Annotated in this window: 17 protein-coding genes and 1 other RNA gene; 11 read left to right on the top strand and 7 right to left on the bottom strand. The window is 53.2% G+C overall.

The annotated features are described in order from the left end of the window. Positions 1-15: 15 nt before the first annotated feature. On the bottom strand, positions 16-567 hold the full coding sequence (gene apt / locus VI01_RS19480) for an adenine phosphoribosyltransferase (protein ID WP_038648506.1): 552 nt from the start codon (positions 565-567) through the stop codon (positions 16-18). 152 nt (positions 568-719) lie between these two features. Next, complete coding sequence (locus VI01_RS19475) at positions 720-1,100, bottom strand: DUF454 family protein (protein WP_045816340.1); 381 nt, start codon at positions 1,098-1,100, stop codon at positions 720-722. 57 nt (positions 1,101-1,157) lie between these two features. Between VI01_RS19475 and priC the strand changes: the two genes are divergently transcribed. The 3 genes from priC to rsmS all read left to right on the top strand — a co-directional run bounded on the left by priC (position 1,158) and on the right by rsmS (position 2,246). Continuing rightward, positions 1,158-1,670 (top strand): primosomal replication protein PriC, encoded by a 513-nt coding sequence (priC, locus tag VI01_RS19470; RefSeq protein WP_045816339.1) that lies wholly within the window; start codon positions 1,158-1,160, stop codon positions 1,668-1,670. Positions 1,671-1,832: 162 nt separating this feature from the next. Next, positions 1,833-2,078 carry a GlsB/YeaQ/YmgE family stress response membrane protein gene (locus VI01_RS19465; protein ID WP_034828157.1) on the top strand — a complete coding sequence of 82 codons (246 nt, stop codon included), beginning with the start codon at positions 1,833-1,835 and terminating at the stop codon, positions 2,076-2,078. 12 nt (positions 2,079-2,090) lie between these two features. Further along, positions 2,091-2,246 (top strand): pleiotropic regulatory protein RsmS, encoded by a 156-nt coding sequence (gene rsmS, locus VI01_RS25055; protein ID WP_071845628.1) that lies wholly within the window; start codon positions 2,091-2,093, stop codon positions 2,244-2,246. Here rsmS and acrR read toward each other — a convergent pair. After that, positions 2,243-2,881 (bottom strand): multidrug efflux transporter transcriptional repressor AcrR, encoded by a 639-nt coding sequence (acrR, locus tag VI01_RS19460; RefSeq protein WP_045816338.1) that lies wholly within the window; start codon positions 2,879-2,881, stop codon positions 2,243-2,245. The two genes, rsmS and acrR, sit on opposite strands and share 4 nt — an antisense overlap. Before the next feature lie 142 nt (positions 2,882-3,023). Between acrR and VI01_RS19455 the strand changes: the two genes are divergently transcribed. The 4 genes from VI01_RS19455 to ykgO all read left to right on the top strand — a co-directional run bounded on the left by VI01_RS19455 (position 3,024) and on the right by ykgO (position 7,953). Next, positions 3,024-4,214 (top strand): efflux RND transporter periplasmic adaptor subunit, encoded by a 1,191-nt coding sequence (locus VI01_RS19455; protein ID WP_045816337.1) that lies wholly within the window; start codon positions 3,024-3,026, stop codon positions 4,212-4,214. A 17-nt stretch (positions 4,215-4,231) separates the two neighbouring features. After that, positions 4,232-7,381, top strand: a complete 3,150-nt coding sequence (locus VI01_RS19450) for a multidrug efflux RND transporter permease subunit AcrB (protein WP_038648518.1) — start codon at positions 4,232-4,234, stop codon at positions 7,379-7,381. Positions 7,382-7,540: 159 nt separating this feature from the next. Beyond that, positions 7,541-7,798 carry a type B 50S ribosomal protein L31 gene (locus tag VI01_RS19445; RefSeq protein WP_038648520.1) on the top strand — a complete coding sequence of 86 codons (258 nt, stop codon included), beginning with the start codon at positions 7,541-7,543 and terminating at the stop codon, positions 7,796-7,798. 14 nt (positions 7,799-7,812) lie between these two features. Then, positions 7,813-7,953: a type B 50S ribosomal protein L36 gene (ykgO, locus tag VI01_RS25050; RefSeq protein WP_008103894.1), complete on the top strand. Its 141-nt coding sequence runs from the start codon at positions 7,813-7,815 to the stop codon at positions 7,951-7,953. Positions 7,954-7,998: 45 nt separating this feature from the next. Here ykgO and VI01_RS19440 read toward each other — a convergent pair whose 3' ends face one another. The 3 genes from VI01_RS19440 to VI01_RS19430 are packed head-to-tail and all read right to left on the bottom strand — an operon-like array spanning position 7,999 to position 10,391. Further along, the gene (locus tag VI01_RS19440) at positions 7,999-8,877 is read right to left on the bottom strand and encodes a metal ABC transporter substrate-binding protein (protein WP_045816336.1); all 879 of its coding nucleotides are present in this window, start codon (positions 8,875-8,877) and stop codon (positions 7,999-8,001) included. A gap of 21 nt (positions 8,878-8,898) precedes the next feature. After that, on the bottom strand, positions 8,899-9,738 hold the full coding sequence (locus tag VI01_RS19435) for a metal ABC transporter permease (protein WP_045816335.1): 840 nt from the start codon (positions 9,736-9,738) through the stop codon (positions 8,899-8,901). Then, positions 9,735-10,391 (bottom strand): metal ABC transporter ATP-binding protein, encoded by a 657-nt coding sequence (locus tag VI01_RS19430; RefSeq protein WP_045816334.1) that lies wholly within the window; start codon positions 10,389-10,391, stop codon positions 9,735-9,737. Before VI01_RS19430 ends, VI01_RS19435 begins: the two co-directional genes overlap by 4 nt. A gap of 342 nt (positions 10,392-10,733) precedes the next feature. On the opposite strand from VI01_RS19430, the gene VI01_RS19425 reads away from it, so the two are divergent. From VI01_RS19425 to VI01_RS19415, 3 genes are all read left to right on the top strand, one after another. Beyond that, positions 10,734-11,087, top strand: a complete 354-nt coding sequence (locus tag VI01_RS19425) for a hypothetical protein (protein ID WP_045816333.1) — start codon at positions 10,734-10,736, stop codon at positions 11,085-11,087. 146 nt (positions 11,088-11,233) lie between these two features. Then, complete coding sequence (tomB, locus tag VI01_RS19420; RefSeq protein WP_034828139.1) at positions 11,234-11,611, top strand: Hha toxicity modulator TomB; 378 nt, start codon at positions 11,234-11,236, stop codon at positions 11,609-11,611. Positions 11,612-11,635: 24 nt separating this feature from the next. After that, complete coding sequence (locus VI01_RS19415; RefSeq protein WP_034828137.1) at positions 11,636-11,854, top strand: HHA domain-containing protein; 219 nt, start codon at positions 11,636-11,638, stop codon at positions 11,852-11,854. 128 nt (positions 11,855-11,982) lie between these two features. Here the strand turns inward: VI01_RS19415 and ffs are convergent. Next, positions 11,983-12,079: signal recognition particle sRNA small type (gene ffs, locus VI01_RS25045), an RNA gene on the bottom strand. 176 nt (positions 12,080-12,255) lie between these two features. On the opposite strand from ffs, the gene VI01_RS19405 reads away from it, so the two are divergent. Continuing rightward, positions 12,256-12,567 carry an MGMT family protein gene (locus VI01_RS19405; RefSeq protein ID WP_038648530.1) on the top strand — a complete coding sequence of 104 codons (312 nt, stop codon included), beginning with the start codon at positions 12,256-12,258 and terminating at the stop codon, positions 12,565-12,567. Positions 12,568-12,645: the final 78 nt, after the last annotated feature.

Here is a 12,645-nt window from a genome sequence, read left to right as displayed (position 1 = left end):
TGCGGCGCACAGGCCTTAGTGGCCGGGGAAATTCACGAGGCTGTAGCAGTCAATGCCGATCGCCTTAAGGCGCGCTTCACCGCTCAGATCAAACAGGTTGATCACAAACGCAGCATCTTTCACTTCACCACCGGCACGGCGGATCAGTTTCACTGTGGCTTCCAGCGTTCCGCCGGTGGCCAGCAGATCGTCCACCACCAGCACCACATCGCCTGGCTTGATGGCATCTTTGTGCAGCTCCAGCGCATCAGAACCGTACTCCAGCTCATAGCTCTCGCTGTAGGTTTCACGCGGCAGCTTGCCGGGTTTGCGCACCGGGACAAAGCCTACGCCCAGACCCAGCGCCACAGGTGCACCAAACAGGAAGCCACGCGCTTCCGTACCCACCACTTTGGTGATGCCTTTGTCACGATAGCGCTCAACCAGAATGGCAATCGACGCGGCATACGCCTGCGGATCTTCCATTAAGCTGGTGACGTCACGGAACAGGATGCCCGGCTTAGGGTAGTCAGGGATGCTTTTGATGCTGTTTTTGATGAGTTCAAGCTGCTGAGCAGTTGCGGTCATAAGTGTTACGCCTGGAAAAATATCTAATACGCGCAGCATCCGACAGCGCCAATACCCGGAAACCGGGTTAAGCGAAGACGTTTAAAAGGGAAGCCACGCACGAAGATGCCCAAATCTATGCAAATACCCGGCTAAATGCAACCCTGCCGCGCTTAATCGCCGCTGTCATCCTTTTCTGCCACCACCGGAATGCGCCACATAAATAGCAGCAGCACGCACAACATGATGCCCAGCATGATGCGCACCCATAGCATGTTAACCAGATAGAGAGAGACGGCAAAGGTGATGACAATCAGCAACATGGCACGGCCTTTGGCGCCGGGCGGCATGGCGCGATGTTGCTGCCAGTGGCGAATGTAGCGGCCAAACGGCGAGCGCCACAGCAGCCAGTGGTGAAAACGCGGTGACGAACGGGCAAAACACCAGGCGGCCAGCAACACAAATGGCGTGGTCGGTAATAAAGGTAATACAATGCCCAGCGTGCCCAGCACAATCGCCAGCCAGCCAAGACACAGAAGAAAAATTCGTTGCATGCCTGATGCCTGATAAAATCGGAACTGCGCTACGTTAACACAGTCGGAATCAGAGTGATGCCCCAACCGCCCGCACATCAACGCCTGCTCGCCCTTGTCGATCAGTTACGACAGCAAATCTCGCAGCAACGCGATGGTGCCTGCCGACAGCCCCGTTTTGACGCCCAACTGTTCCGTTGCAAAGGCACGCGGCTCGCTGATTATCTCGCTGAGCTGGAACAGAATTTAACCCAGCTCAGCGCCGCTGACACCGACGTCATGCGCCGTCAGTGGCTGGCAGAGAAAGTGCTGGATCAGATTGCCGCCCTGCAACGCGAATGTCAGAGCCAGCAACTGCGCACCCAGCGTGAGCGTCCTCGCGTTGATCCGCGCCAGTCGAAGCGCGAAGAGTATCAGGGCTATGAAACGCGCTTGCTGGCGATGATCGAACAACGTGAGCAACATCTGGCGCGCGCCGAAACCCTCAGCGTGCAGCAGCAGTTGATCCGTGATATCGAAGTGCTGCATGAGCGGCTGGCACGCTGTCGCCATGCGATGCACAAACTGGAAATGTCAGGCCCGGCACGGTAATCACCGCCCACTTCCCTCATACTTCACATGGCCGGTGCGTTAGCTGCGCTCAATCCCCCATTTCTTACCTGAGTCAGCGCCTGCGGGTTCATTCCCTTGCCACTTGCCTGCACCTGAATTTATTTAGGGTATATACTCCCCTACGAATGAAGGAGGAAAATCATGACTCTTATTATGTGGATAGCGATTGGCGTGGTGGCTGGCTGCATCAAGCGCATGGTTTTTCCCGGTCGGCCGGGTGGGTTTGTTCCAACGCTGGTTCTGGCGGTGATTGGTGCGTTAATTGGGGGTTACATCGCCACCTATTTTACGACGGGTGATTTAGCGACGTTGCATCCCGCTGGCTTTGGAGTGGCACTGCTGGGCTCAATTTTGATGTTGCTGGTGGCGGCAAAATTACGTATTTAACAAGGAGAGATCATGTCACTGGAAACTGCATCCGATGAGATCAAACTGGCAGTGGATTTGATTCAACTGCTGGAAGAGAACCAGGTGCCGACCGCAACCGTGTTAGCCGCGCTGGCGATTGTCCAACGCGATTATCAGCAGAAACAGGCAGCAGAAGGCACCGATTAGCGCGCCCCAGACAAGGTCGGACTCAGCCGCAGCATATCCAAAAATGCATCGACCAGTTGCGGCGCCTCCGCTGCCAGATCAAACGCCTGCGGATTAAACAACCAGTTTTCCATCATGCCGTTGATATAACCGCACATCAGACGCGCCGACTGCAACGTGTTCAATCTCGCAGGTAACTGCCCGACTTCGATACACTCACGTAGCACCAATTCAATTCGGTCGTAACACTCAAGCAGTAAACTTTGACGCATATCCTGTAATGTCGACATTTCGCCAACGAATTCACATTTATGGAAGATAATCTCCATTAGTGCGCGTCTTTGAGGATCCTTTGCAGTGGCGTCAAGGATATAGATCAACATTGAACGAATAACAGAAAGTGGATCACCCGGGTATTTTGTCTGATACTCAAGTTCCACATCGTCAAGCCCAGCGTCACACCGAAGCCAGATTTCATGCAGAACATCGGCTTTATTTTTGAAATGCCAGTAGATAGCACCGCGCGTTACGCCGGCCGCTGTTGCGATATCTGCCAGGGATGTGGCAGCCACACCGTGTTCAGAGAAGTGTGCTAAAGCGGCATCCAGAATTTGGTTCCGCGTTTCAAGTGCTTGCGCTTTGGTTTTTCGTGCCATAGAGGACTTTTTTTACAAACTGGCAAGTTTACATACATTTGTGAATGTATGTACCATAGCACGACCCGTGTTTTAACGCAGCAATGGGTTTATCGGTTTGTGATCCATTGATCATTTGATATCGGACACTAGAGGTTTATTTATGAATAAAAACAGAGGATTAGCGCCTCTGGCGGCCGTCCTGATGCTTTCAGGCAGCTTTGTGTTAACAGGATGTGATGATAATAAATCCCAGCAAGCCGCCCAGCAGCAGCCCCCAGAAGTGGGTGTTGTGACGTTAAAAAACGAGCCTTTGAAAATTACCACCGAATTGCCAGGTCGTACTTCGGCATTTCGCGTGGCAGAAGTGCGCCCTCAGGTGTCAGGTATTATTCTGAAGCGTAATTTTGAGGAAGGTACGGATATCAAAGCAGGCGTTTCCCTGTATCAGATCGATCCGGCCACTTACCAGGCGGCTTATGATAGCGCCAAAGGCGATTTAGCACAGGCGCAAGCCAATGCACACGTCGCGCAGTTAACCATCAAGCGTTATAAGCCGCTGCTGGGTACCAAGTACATCAGTCAGCAGGACTATGACACCGCTGCGGCTACCGCTGCGCAGACGGCTGCTGCGGTTCAGGCGGCGCAAGCCAACGTGGAAACCGCACGCATCAATCTGGCTTATACCAAAGTCACTTCGCCGATCAGCGGCCGCATTGGTAAATCGTCAGTCACTGAAGGTGCTCTGGTCTCCAGCGGTCAAACCACTGCACTGGCGACCGTGCAACAGCTCGATCCAATGTATGTCGATGTCACCCAGTCCAGTGATGATTTCCTGCGTTTGCGCGCAGAACTGGAATCCGGTCAGCTGAAACAGAATGACGGCAAAGCCAACGTCACGCTGTTAATGCAAAACGGTAACGCATACACGCAGACAGGCACATTGGAATTCTCTGATGTGACTGTGGATGAAACCACCGGCTCTATAACGCTGCGCGCCATCTTCCCGAACCCGGACCACCGCCTGCTGCCAGGCATGTTTGTGCGTGCGCGTCTGGATGAGGGGACCAATCCAACCGCATTGCTGGTACCGCAACAGGGCGTAACCCGTACCCCAACCGGTCAGGCAACCGCGATGGTGGTTGGCGCAGATAATAAAGTGGAAGTCCGTAACATCACCGCTAATCAGGCATTTGGCGACAAATGGCTGGTAACGGATGGCCTGAAAGAGGGCGATCGCGTGATCACCGCCGGTCTTCAGCGTGCCAAGCCAGGTGCGCAGGTGACACCACAAGAAGTCAAAGATGATGCCAAAGCAGCACCGGAATCACAGTCTGCTAAAGCATCGTCCTAAACAGGAGCCACTGATACATGGCTAAGTTCTTTATCGATCGCCCCATTTTTGCCTGGGTGCTTGCCATCATCATTATGCTGGCGGGTACCCTTGCGATTATCAGTTTGCCGATTGAGCAATATCCCAATGTTGCGCCGCCGGCCGTTGAAATCCAGGCAACTTATCCGGGTGCTGATGCGAAAACGCTGCAGGATTCGGTAACCCAGGTTATCGAACAAAACATGAACGGCATCGATGGCCTGATGTACATGGCCTCGAGCAGTGACTCGTCCGGTACCCTGACCCTGACGCTGACCTTCCAGTCCGGTACTAACGCTGATATCGCGCAGGTACAGGTACAGAACAAGTTGCAGCTGGCGATGCCGCTACTGCCGCAGGAAGTTCAGCAACAAGGTATTCAGGTTAAAAAATCCTCCAGCAGCTTCCTGATGGTAGCGGGCTTTGTCAGTGATGACGGCAGCATGACGCAGAATGATATCTCTGACTATGTTGCTTCCAACATCAAAGACCCGATCAGCCGTACGCCTGGCGTCGGTGATACTCAGGTGTTTGGTGCGCAGTACGCGATGCGCATCTGGCTGGACCCACACAAACTGAACAACTACCAACTGACGCCGGTGGATGTGATCAGTGCGTTGGGCACCCAGAACACCCAGGTCGCCGCCGGTCAGTTGGGTGGCACACCGCCCGTCCCTGGCCAGCAGTTGAACGCCTCGATCATTGCGCAAACCCGTCTGACCAATACCGAAGAGTTCGGCAATATCATGCTGAAAGTGAACCAGGACGGCTCACAGGTGCGCTTGCGTGACGTGGCGAAGATTGAACTCGGTGGTGAAAACTACGAGATCATCGCCCGCTACAACGGCAAACCGGCTTCGGGTATCGGTGTGAAACTGGCAACCGGTGCGAATGCGCTGGATACCGCCAAAGCGGTGAAAGATGAGCTGGCCAAACTGCAGCCGTTCTTCCCGTCAGGCATGAAAACCGTTTACCCGTACGACACCACGCCGTTCGTTAAGATCTCGATCTTTGAAGTGGTGAAAACGCTGTTTGAAGCGATCGTGCTGGTGTTCCTGGTGATGTATCTGTTCCTGCAGAACTTCCGCGCGACCTTGATTCCAACCATCGCTGTTCCGGTCGTGCTGTTGGGTACCTTTGCCATCATCAGTGCATTCGGTTACTCGATAAACACGTTAACGATGTTCGGTATGGTGCTCGCCATCGGCCTGCTGGTGGATGACGCCATCGTGGTGGTGGAGAACGTTGAGCGTGTGATGGCGGAAGAAGGTTTACCGCCAAAAGAAGCGACGAAACGTTCGATGGAACAGATTCAGGGCGCGCTGGTCGGTATTGCCTTGGTGCTGTCTGCGGTATTTATTCCGATGGCCTTCTTCGGCGGCTCTACCGGGGTTATCTATCGTCAGTTCTCGATCACCATCGTTTCCGCGATGGCGCTGTCAGTGTTGGTGGCGTTGATTCTGACGCCGGCACTCTGTGCCACCATGCTGAAACCGATCAAGAAAGGCGAGCACGGTAAAACCACCGGCTTCTTTGGCTGGTTCAACCGTCTGTTCGACAAGAGCACCAACCACTACGTCGATAGCGTTGGTCACATCGTGCGTAGCACCGGTCGTTATCTGGTGATCTACCTGGTGATCGTGGTCGGTATGGCGTATCTGTTCCTGAAACTGCCCACCTCCTTCCTGCCGGAAGAGGATCAGGGTCTGTTACTGGCGCAGGCGCAGTTGCCAGCCGGTGCAACCCAGGAACGTACGCAGAAAGTGCTGGACCAGGTGACGGATTACTTCCTGAACAAAGAAAAAGACAGCGTTAACTCCGTATTTACTGTTAACGGCTTTGGCTTTGCGGGACGTGGTCAGAACACCGGTATTGCCTTCGTCAGCCTGAAACCGTGGGATGAGCGTGGCGATGCCAGCCTGAAAGTGCCCGCGATTGCCGGACGCGCGATGCAGGCGTTGGGTCAGATCAAAGATGCAATGGTCTTCCCGTTCAACCTGCCAGCGATTATTGAACTGGGTAACGCCACCGGCTTCGACTTCATGCTGACTGACCAGGGTAACCTGGGGCACGAGAAGTTGACCGCCGCGCGTAACCAGCTGTTTGGCATGATTGCCCAGCATCCGGATACGCTGGTGGGCGTGCGTCCAAACGGTATGGAAGATACACCGCAGTACAAACTGATCATCGATCAGGAGAAAGCGCAGGCACTGGGTGTGTCATTGTCTGACATCAACACCACGCTGGGCGCTGGCTGGGGTGGCTCTTACGTCAATGACTTCATCGACCGTGGTCGTGTGAAGAAGGTATACGTGATGGGCCAGGCTGACTCACGTATGTTGCCAGATGACATCAGTAAATGGTTCGTGCGTAACAGCTCAGGCACCATGGTTCCGTTCTCGGCCTTCTCTTCGGCGAAATGGCAGTATGGTTCACCGCGTCTGGAACGTTACAACGGCTTACCTTCAATGGAGATTCTGGGGCAGGCTGCTCCAGGTAAGAGCTCCGGTGATGCCATGAACCTGATGGAAGAGCTGGCGGGCAAACTGCCTGCGGGTATCGGCTACGACTGGACGGGTATGTCCTATCAGGAACGTCTGTCCGGTAACCAGGCCCCTGCCCTGTACGCCATCTCGCTGATTGTGGTGTTCCTGTGTCTGGCCGCGTTGTACGAGAGCTGGTCGATTCCGTTCTCCGTTATGCTGGTCGTTCCGTTGGGTGTGGTGGGTGCATTGATCTTTACCACCCTGCGCGGGCTCAGTAATGACGTCTACTTCGTGGTGGGGCTGCTGACAACCATTGGCTTGTCGGCGAAGAACGCCATACTGATCGTTGAATTCGCCAAGGATTTGATGGAGAAGGAAGGGAAAGGTTTGGTGGAATCAACACTGGAAGCGGCACGTATGCGTCTGCGTCCAATTCTGATGACCTCACTGGCCTTTATCCTCGGTGTTCTGCCGCTGGCCATCAGTACCGGTGCCGGTTCCGGCGCACAGAACGCCGTAGGTACCGGCGTAATGGGCGGCATGGTCACTGCAACCGCGTTGGCGATCTTCTTCGTGCCTGTGTTCTTTGTGGTGGTACGTCGCCGCTTTGGTAAAAACAAAGCGGAGATTGAGCAAGGCCATCCGGTCGAGCACAAACACTAAGTTGTCACCTGTTGAAAAGGCCGCGCAAGCGGCCTTTTTTATTGCCTGAACGCCGCCCTTCACCCGACCATTCAATACCCTTACTGCGATCGCGGTTGCAATCAATTCGCTGCAGGTTCATACTATTGTTATATTATAACATTACATGAGAGTGCAGCTATGAAAGCCAATATCCATCCTCAATACCGTCCCGTGGTGTTCCATGACACTTCTGTCGATGAGTATTTCAAAATCGGTTCCACCATTAAAACCGAACGCACCATTGAGTTTGAAGGTGAAGTGCTGCCTTACGTGACGCTGGATGTCTCGTCTAAATCCCACGTCCACTACACCGGCAAGCAAAAAGATCTCACCAAAGAAGGCAGCGCCGCACGCTTCAACAAGCGTTTCGGCAGCTTCCTGACGCGCGGCAATTAATCAGGAGTTCACGCATGCAGGTTTTAAGTTCATTACGGTCTGCCAAGACCCGTCACAAGGATTGCAAAGTTGTGCGTCGTAAAGGTCGCATTTACGTGATCTGCAAAACGAATCCGCGCTTTAAGGCGGTTCAGGGAAGAAAAAAGAAAAGGTAGGAAAGTGTCGTGATAATTGGCCGGGATGCTCCCCGGCCTTTTTTTTTACTTCATGCTCTGCAACATAATATCGACGTTGTGCTTGAAGGCAGCAACATAAGTCGCAGCAGGTCCGTTCGCCTCGGACAACGCTTCTGGATAGAGTTCACCACCTGGCTGTGCGCCGGTTTCGCTGGCAATCTGTTTCACCAGACGCGGATCGGTCTGATTCTCCATGAAGTAAGTCTTGATGTGCTCGGCTTTCAACTGCTTGATAATCGATGCCACATCGCTGGCACTGGCTTCGGCTTCAGTGGAGAAACCGACTGGCGCAAGGAAACTCACACCATAACGCTGGCCAAAGTAACCAAAGGCATCATGGCTGGTCAGCACTTTACGCTTGCTCTTCGGCACCGCAGCAAACTCCGTTTTCGCCCAGCTATCCAGTTTCTCCAGCTGCTGAATATAGCTTTCACCGCTCTTGCGGATATCCGCCGCATCTTCTGGATCGGCTTTAATCAGCGCATTCATCACGTTGGTGGCATAAATCACGCCGTTGTGCATGCTGTTCCACGCGTGTGGGTCCGTCACGGTTTTGCCGTCTTCTTCCATTTTGCGCGTGTTGACGCCGTTGGAGGCGACCACAATCGTGCCTTTATAACCGGAGGCGCTGATCAGGCGATCCATCCACCCTTCCATCCCCAAACCACTCACAAATACCACATTGGCTTTAGCCAACGCCTGGCTATCCTGTGGCGTGGGTTCGAAGGTGTGGGGATCACCGTTAGGCTGCACCAGCGATTTCACGTTAACGTGATCGCCTCCGACTTGCTTAACGATATCGGCCAGCACGGTGAAACTCGCCACGACATCCACCGTTTTTGCCATAGTCAGCGGGCTAATAAACATGGCGCCAATCGCCAGGCTCAGCGGTAACTTCTTCATTCGTATCCCCTAATTGTATAGTTATCGACGGCGCAGCAGGCCGCCACACGGTCCTGTTAAAACAGAAAGCAAAAACAGTACGGCAGCACTCAGCACCACCGCCGGTCCAGCGGGCAGTGAGAAGTGCCAGGAAAGAATTAAACCGACCAGCGCGGCGATCATCGCTAGCAGCATGGCGATGCCGAGCATGCAGGCAAGATGGCGACTCCAGAAACGCGCGCTGGTCGCCGGTAACATCATCAATCCCACCGACATCAACGTGCCGAGCACCTGAAAACCCGCAACCAGATTCAGCACGACCAACATCAGGAAGATGCCGTGGACGATCGGCGCGCTCCACTTGCCTTGAGCACGCAGGAAATCCGGATCGAACGCATCGATCACCAGCGGGCGGAAAATCACTGCCAGCATCAGCAAAGTGAAAGCCGCGATGCCGCCCACTAGCAGGATGGCCGCGTTATCGACGGCCAGCAGTGAACCGAACAGAACGTGCAGCAGATCGACGCTCGATCCGCGCAATGACACCAGCGTCACGCCCAGCGCCAGCGAGCCGAGATAAAAGCCTGAGAAACTGGCGTCCTCTTTTAAGGGGGTGTAGCGACTGACGGCACCAGAAAGCAGCGCAACGGCTAATCCCGCAATCAGCCCGCCGATGCCCATCGCCACCAGCGATAAGCCGGAAACCAGATAGCCAATCGCCGCGCCAGGCAGCACCGCGTGGGAGAGCGCATCACCCACCAGACTCATACGACGCAGTGAAAGGAAAACACCCAGCGGCGTGGCGCTCAGCGCTAATGCCACACAAGCCACTAACGCGCGGCGCATAAAACCAAATTCGATAAACGGTTGAATCAATGTCACGAGGCCACCCTGCGCAGCAGTGGGGTTTGAGCGGAGTCAGCATCGTCGAGCGACAACACATCTTTGAAGTAACGCGCAACCAGTGGGCGATCGTGCAACACCACTAATAAGGTGGTGCCCGCCTGCTGCTGCTGCTCGAGGATTGACATCAACAGCGTGACGGTTTGCGTATCGATGCCATTAAAGGGTTCATCCAGCAGCCAGACTTTACTTTGCTGCAGCATCAGGCGCGCAAACAGCACACGTTGCAACTGGCCGCCGGAAAGCATAGAAGGCTGCGCATCGGCGAAATCACGCATCTGCACGGCATCCAGTGCGGCATCGATCTCCTGTCGCATCGCACGATTGATGCCACCAAACCAGCCGCAGCGCGGCCAGCATCCCATAGCAACCAGCTCATAAACGGTAAGCGGGAAACGAGTTTCTAACTCACTACGCTGCGGTAACCAGCCAAGCGACTTAGGCGAAATCTTTAATTCGCAAGTCCCTGCAATAGGTGGCAACAGACCGGCGATGGTTTTCAGTAGCGTGGATTTTCCGGTGCCGTTCGCGCCGATTAATGCCGTCATGCTGCCTGCCGCCAGTTCTCCGGTCACTATCGGCGTCACCGCTTGTCCCTGATAGCCGCCCTGCAAGCGATTGAAATGCATCATTTCTGCATTCCCCAATAGATAGCCAGCGCCAGGAACGCGATAAGCAACAGCGCGACCATTAAGCGACCGCTGAGTGAAAGGAGTAAACCACTGTGATTCATGGTGGGAGGCCAAATACGTTATAACATAACAATTATACTACCCGATTTCCCTGACGCGATGCCCGGGAGAAAGTGTTTCAAAAGTTAACCATTCGGCGCTTCCTCTGTGGCTATCACTGGATCTGAATCGATTGAGTGATAAATCCCATCGCAACGATTACGTATTCTGCACAGAGTTAACTTGCAATATTTGGCCAGAACCCCAATGATAGATTCATCCTCATTTTTTACCGGAAGCGAAATGCAGTCTATTATTCATTGTGATATTGCTGCGGATGAGGACGATTGCGAGAAGTTGCAGGCTATTATCCAGGGGAATATTCTCAAAATAGCCGAAGCCCTGGCAGGTGATTTACAGTGGTATTCTCAAAACGCGCAATTAGTTCCCGACAGTTTTAAGATTATTTCCATTCAACCGCACGACAACAATCGATTTAAAATGCTTTACGATTTTAAGTGGGATTTATTTAATCCTTGCCTGGATTTAAATGAAACATCTACCCAGCATGAAGAAGTTTTGTTCCAGATAGTACCGGGCGCACTGGTGTTTTCAGTGATAGACAATACCCGCCCCTCGCCAGCCGACGAATTGTAATATTTGGTAATCGAGGTGAGCAAAGCTAATGAATGTGGATTATATTTAAGGAGTCGCTGAATCCTTAATATTCGTGATCGCTTCCTGATAGCTTTTCCAAATCTCGCCGCGCTGCGGTCACTGTGCAAGCTCTGGAGGGGAAAAAGATGGACGAATACTCACCAAAACGGCATGATATTGCCCAGCTTAAATTCCTGTGTGAGAACCTGTTTGACGAAAGTATGGCGACACTGACTGACAGCCATCACGGCTGGGTGAATGACCCTACTGCGGAAAGCAATTTACAGCTCAACGATTTGATTGAGCATATCGCGTCTTTCACGATGAACTACAAAATTAAGCACGTTGAAGATGAAGCGCTGATTACGCAAATCGATGAATATCTTGACGATACCTTTATGCTGTTTAGCAGTTATGGAATCAATACTCAGGATCTTCAACGGTGGCAACGTTCAGCAAGACGCTTATTTAATCTGTTTGCCGAAGAGTGCGCTTTTCTCCAACAACCCAGCCATTCCTTTTAGCATCAGAGTGAGACCGGTTTATTTATGAGCAACCAAGCCTTAACCAAAACAGACTATTTGATGCGACTGCGTCGTTGTCGCTCAATTGATACCCTTGAACGGGTGATTGAAAAGAACAAGTACGAATTATCTGACAACGAGCTCGCGGTATTTTATTCTGCTGCCGATCATCGCCTTGCAGAACTGACGATGAATAAGCTTTACGATAAAGTACCGGTTTCTGTCTGGAAGTTCGTCCGCTAACTATTTTTATCCGCTGATCGTTACGCCCTCTTTTCACTTCAGGGAATGATTCACAGGCAAAGGAGTGCCAGCGTTTCGCTGTGTACTGATTTCTTGAGGATTTTTTCGGAGAGTAGAAATGGTGGAGGCCCTGCCAGCTACATCCCGGCACACGCGTCGCCTGCTGCGGCTGCTTCCTTCCGGACCTGACCGAGTTCACAAGTTAGCGTTGCGGGAGAACCAACAGGGCCCCCATTGACGAGCTCTTTTTCGAGAGCGCAGGCATTATCAAGTAACCCCCTGGCAATTGCAAGCGCAGGCCGGGTGACCGTTGTTTTCTTGAACAGCTCTCCAGTAAAACCCTGATTCTCCACCTCCTGGCATGCTAAAGTCGGCATTTAATCGCTGAATCAGGTGCGTGCATGAACGACACAAGCAATTTCTCCGAGCGCGTATGGCAAATCATTGCCGCGATCCCCAGAGGCAAAGTCACCACCTACGGCGATATCGCCCTGCTTGCCGGCTCACCGCGTGCCGCAAGACAAGTCGGCGGCGTATTACGTCGCTTACCCGAGGGCAGCAAACTGCCATGGTTTCGCGTCATCAATCGCCATGGCCGTATTTCTCTGCAAGGCGACGATCTCTTCCGCCAGCGAGATGCGCTGGAAGCCGAAGGCATCGAAGTCAGTGATGCCGGTGAGATTGAATTAGAGAAGTATCGCTGGAAGTACTAAGCGCACCCATGCTGAGGTGCGGGCAAGCAAACTGTGAAGTAAAGCGTCAAGCCAAAGATAAAAGTGACGAGCACTCTG

Source organism: Pantoea sp. SM3, assembly GCF_000963995.1.
Classification (GTDB): Bacteria; Pseudomonadota; Gammaproteobacteria; order Enterobacterales; family Enterobacteriaceae; genus Pantoea; species Pantoea rwandensis_B.
The sequence above is the reverse complement of the archived record's forward strand: the minus strand, read 5'-3'. Positions and strand labels throughout refer to the sequence as shown.

Excerpts from the sequence above, each read along its gene's own strand:
- apt (WP_038648506.1), bottom strand. The coding sequence starts at position 567 with ATGACCGCAACTGCTCAGCAGCTTGAACTCATCAAAAACAGCATCAAA.
- VI01_RS19475 (WP_045816340.1), bottom strand. The coding sequence starts at position 1,100 with ATGCAACGAATTTTTCTTCTGTGTCTTGGCTGGCTGGCGATTGTGCTG.
- priC (WP_045816339.1), top strand. The coding sequence starts at position 1,158 with ATGCCCCAACCGCCCGCACATCAACGCCTGCTCGCCCTTGTCGATCAG.
- VI01_RS19465 (WP_034828157.1), top strand. The coding sequence starts at position 1,833 with ATGACTCTTATTATGTGGATAGCGATTGGCGTGGTGGCTGGCTGCATC.
- rsmS (WP_071845628.1), top strand. The coding sequence starts at position 2,091 with ATGTCACTGGAAACTGCATCCGATGAGATCAAACTGGCAGTGGATTTG.
- acrR (WP_045816338.1), bottom strand. The coding sequence starts at position 2,881 with ATGGCACGAAAAACCAAAGCGCAAGCACTTGAAACGCGGAACCAAATT.
- VI01_RS19455 (WP_045816337.1), top strand. The coding sequence starts at position 3,024 with ATGAATAAAAACAGAGGATTAGCGCCTCTGGCGGCCGTCCTGATGCTT.
- VI01_RS19450 (WP_038648518.1), top strand. The coding sequence starts at position 4,232 with ATGGCTAAGTTCTTTATCGATCGCCCCATTTTTGCCTGGGTGCTTGCC.
- VI01_RS19445 (WP_038648520.1), top strand. The coding sequence starts at position 7,541 with ATGAAAGCCAATATCCATCCTCAATACCGTCCCGTGGTGTTCCATGAC.
- ykgO (WP_008103894.1), top strand. The coding sequence starts at position 7,813 with ATGCAGGTTTTAAGTTCATTACGGTCTGCCAAGACCCGTCACAAGGAT.
- VI01_RS19440 (WP_045816336.1), bottom strand. The coding sequence starts at position 8,877 with ATGAAGAAGTTACCGCTGAGCCTGGCGATTGGCGCCATGTTTATTAGC.
- VI01_RS19430 (WP_045816334.1), bottom strand. The coding sequence starts at position 10,391 with ATGATGCATTTCAATCGCTTGCAGGGCGGCTATCAGGGACAAGCGGTG.
- VI01_RS19425 (WP_045816333.1), top strand. The coding sequence starts at position 10,734 with ATGCAGTCTATTATTCATTGTGATATTGCTGCGGATGAGGACGATTGC.
- tomB (WP_034828139.1), top strand. The coding sequence starts at position 11,234 with ATGGACGAATACTCACCAAAACGGCATGATATTGCCCAGCTTAAATTC.
- VI01_RS19415 (WP_034828137.1), top strand. The coding sequence starts at position 11,636 with ATGAGCAACCAAGCCTTAACCAAAACAGACTATTTGATGCGACTGCGT.
- VI01_RS19405 (WP_038648530.1), top strand. The coding sequence starts at position 12,256 with ATGAACGACACAAGCAATTTCTCCGAGCGCGTATGGCAAATCATTGCC.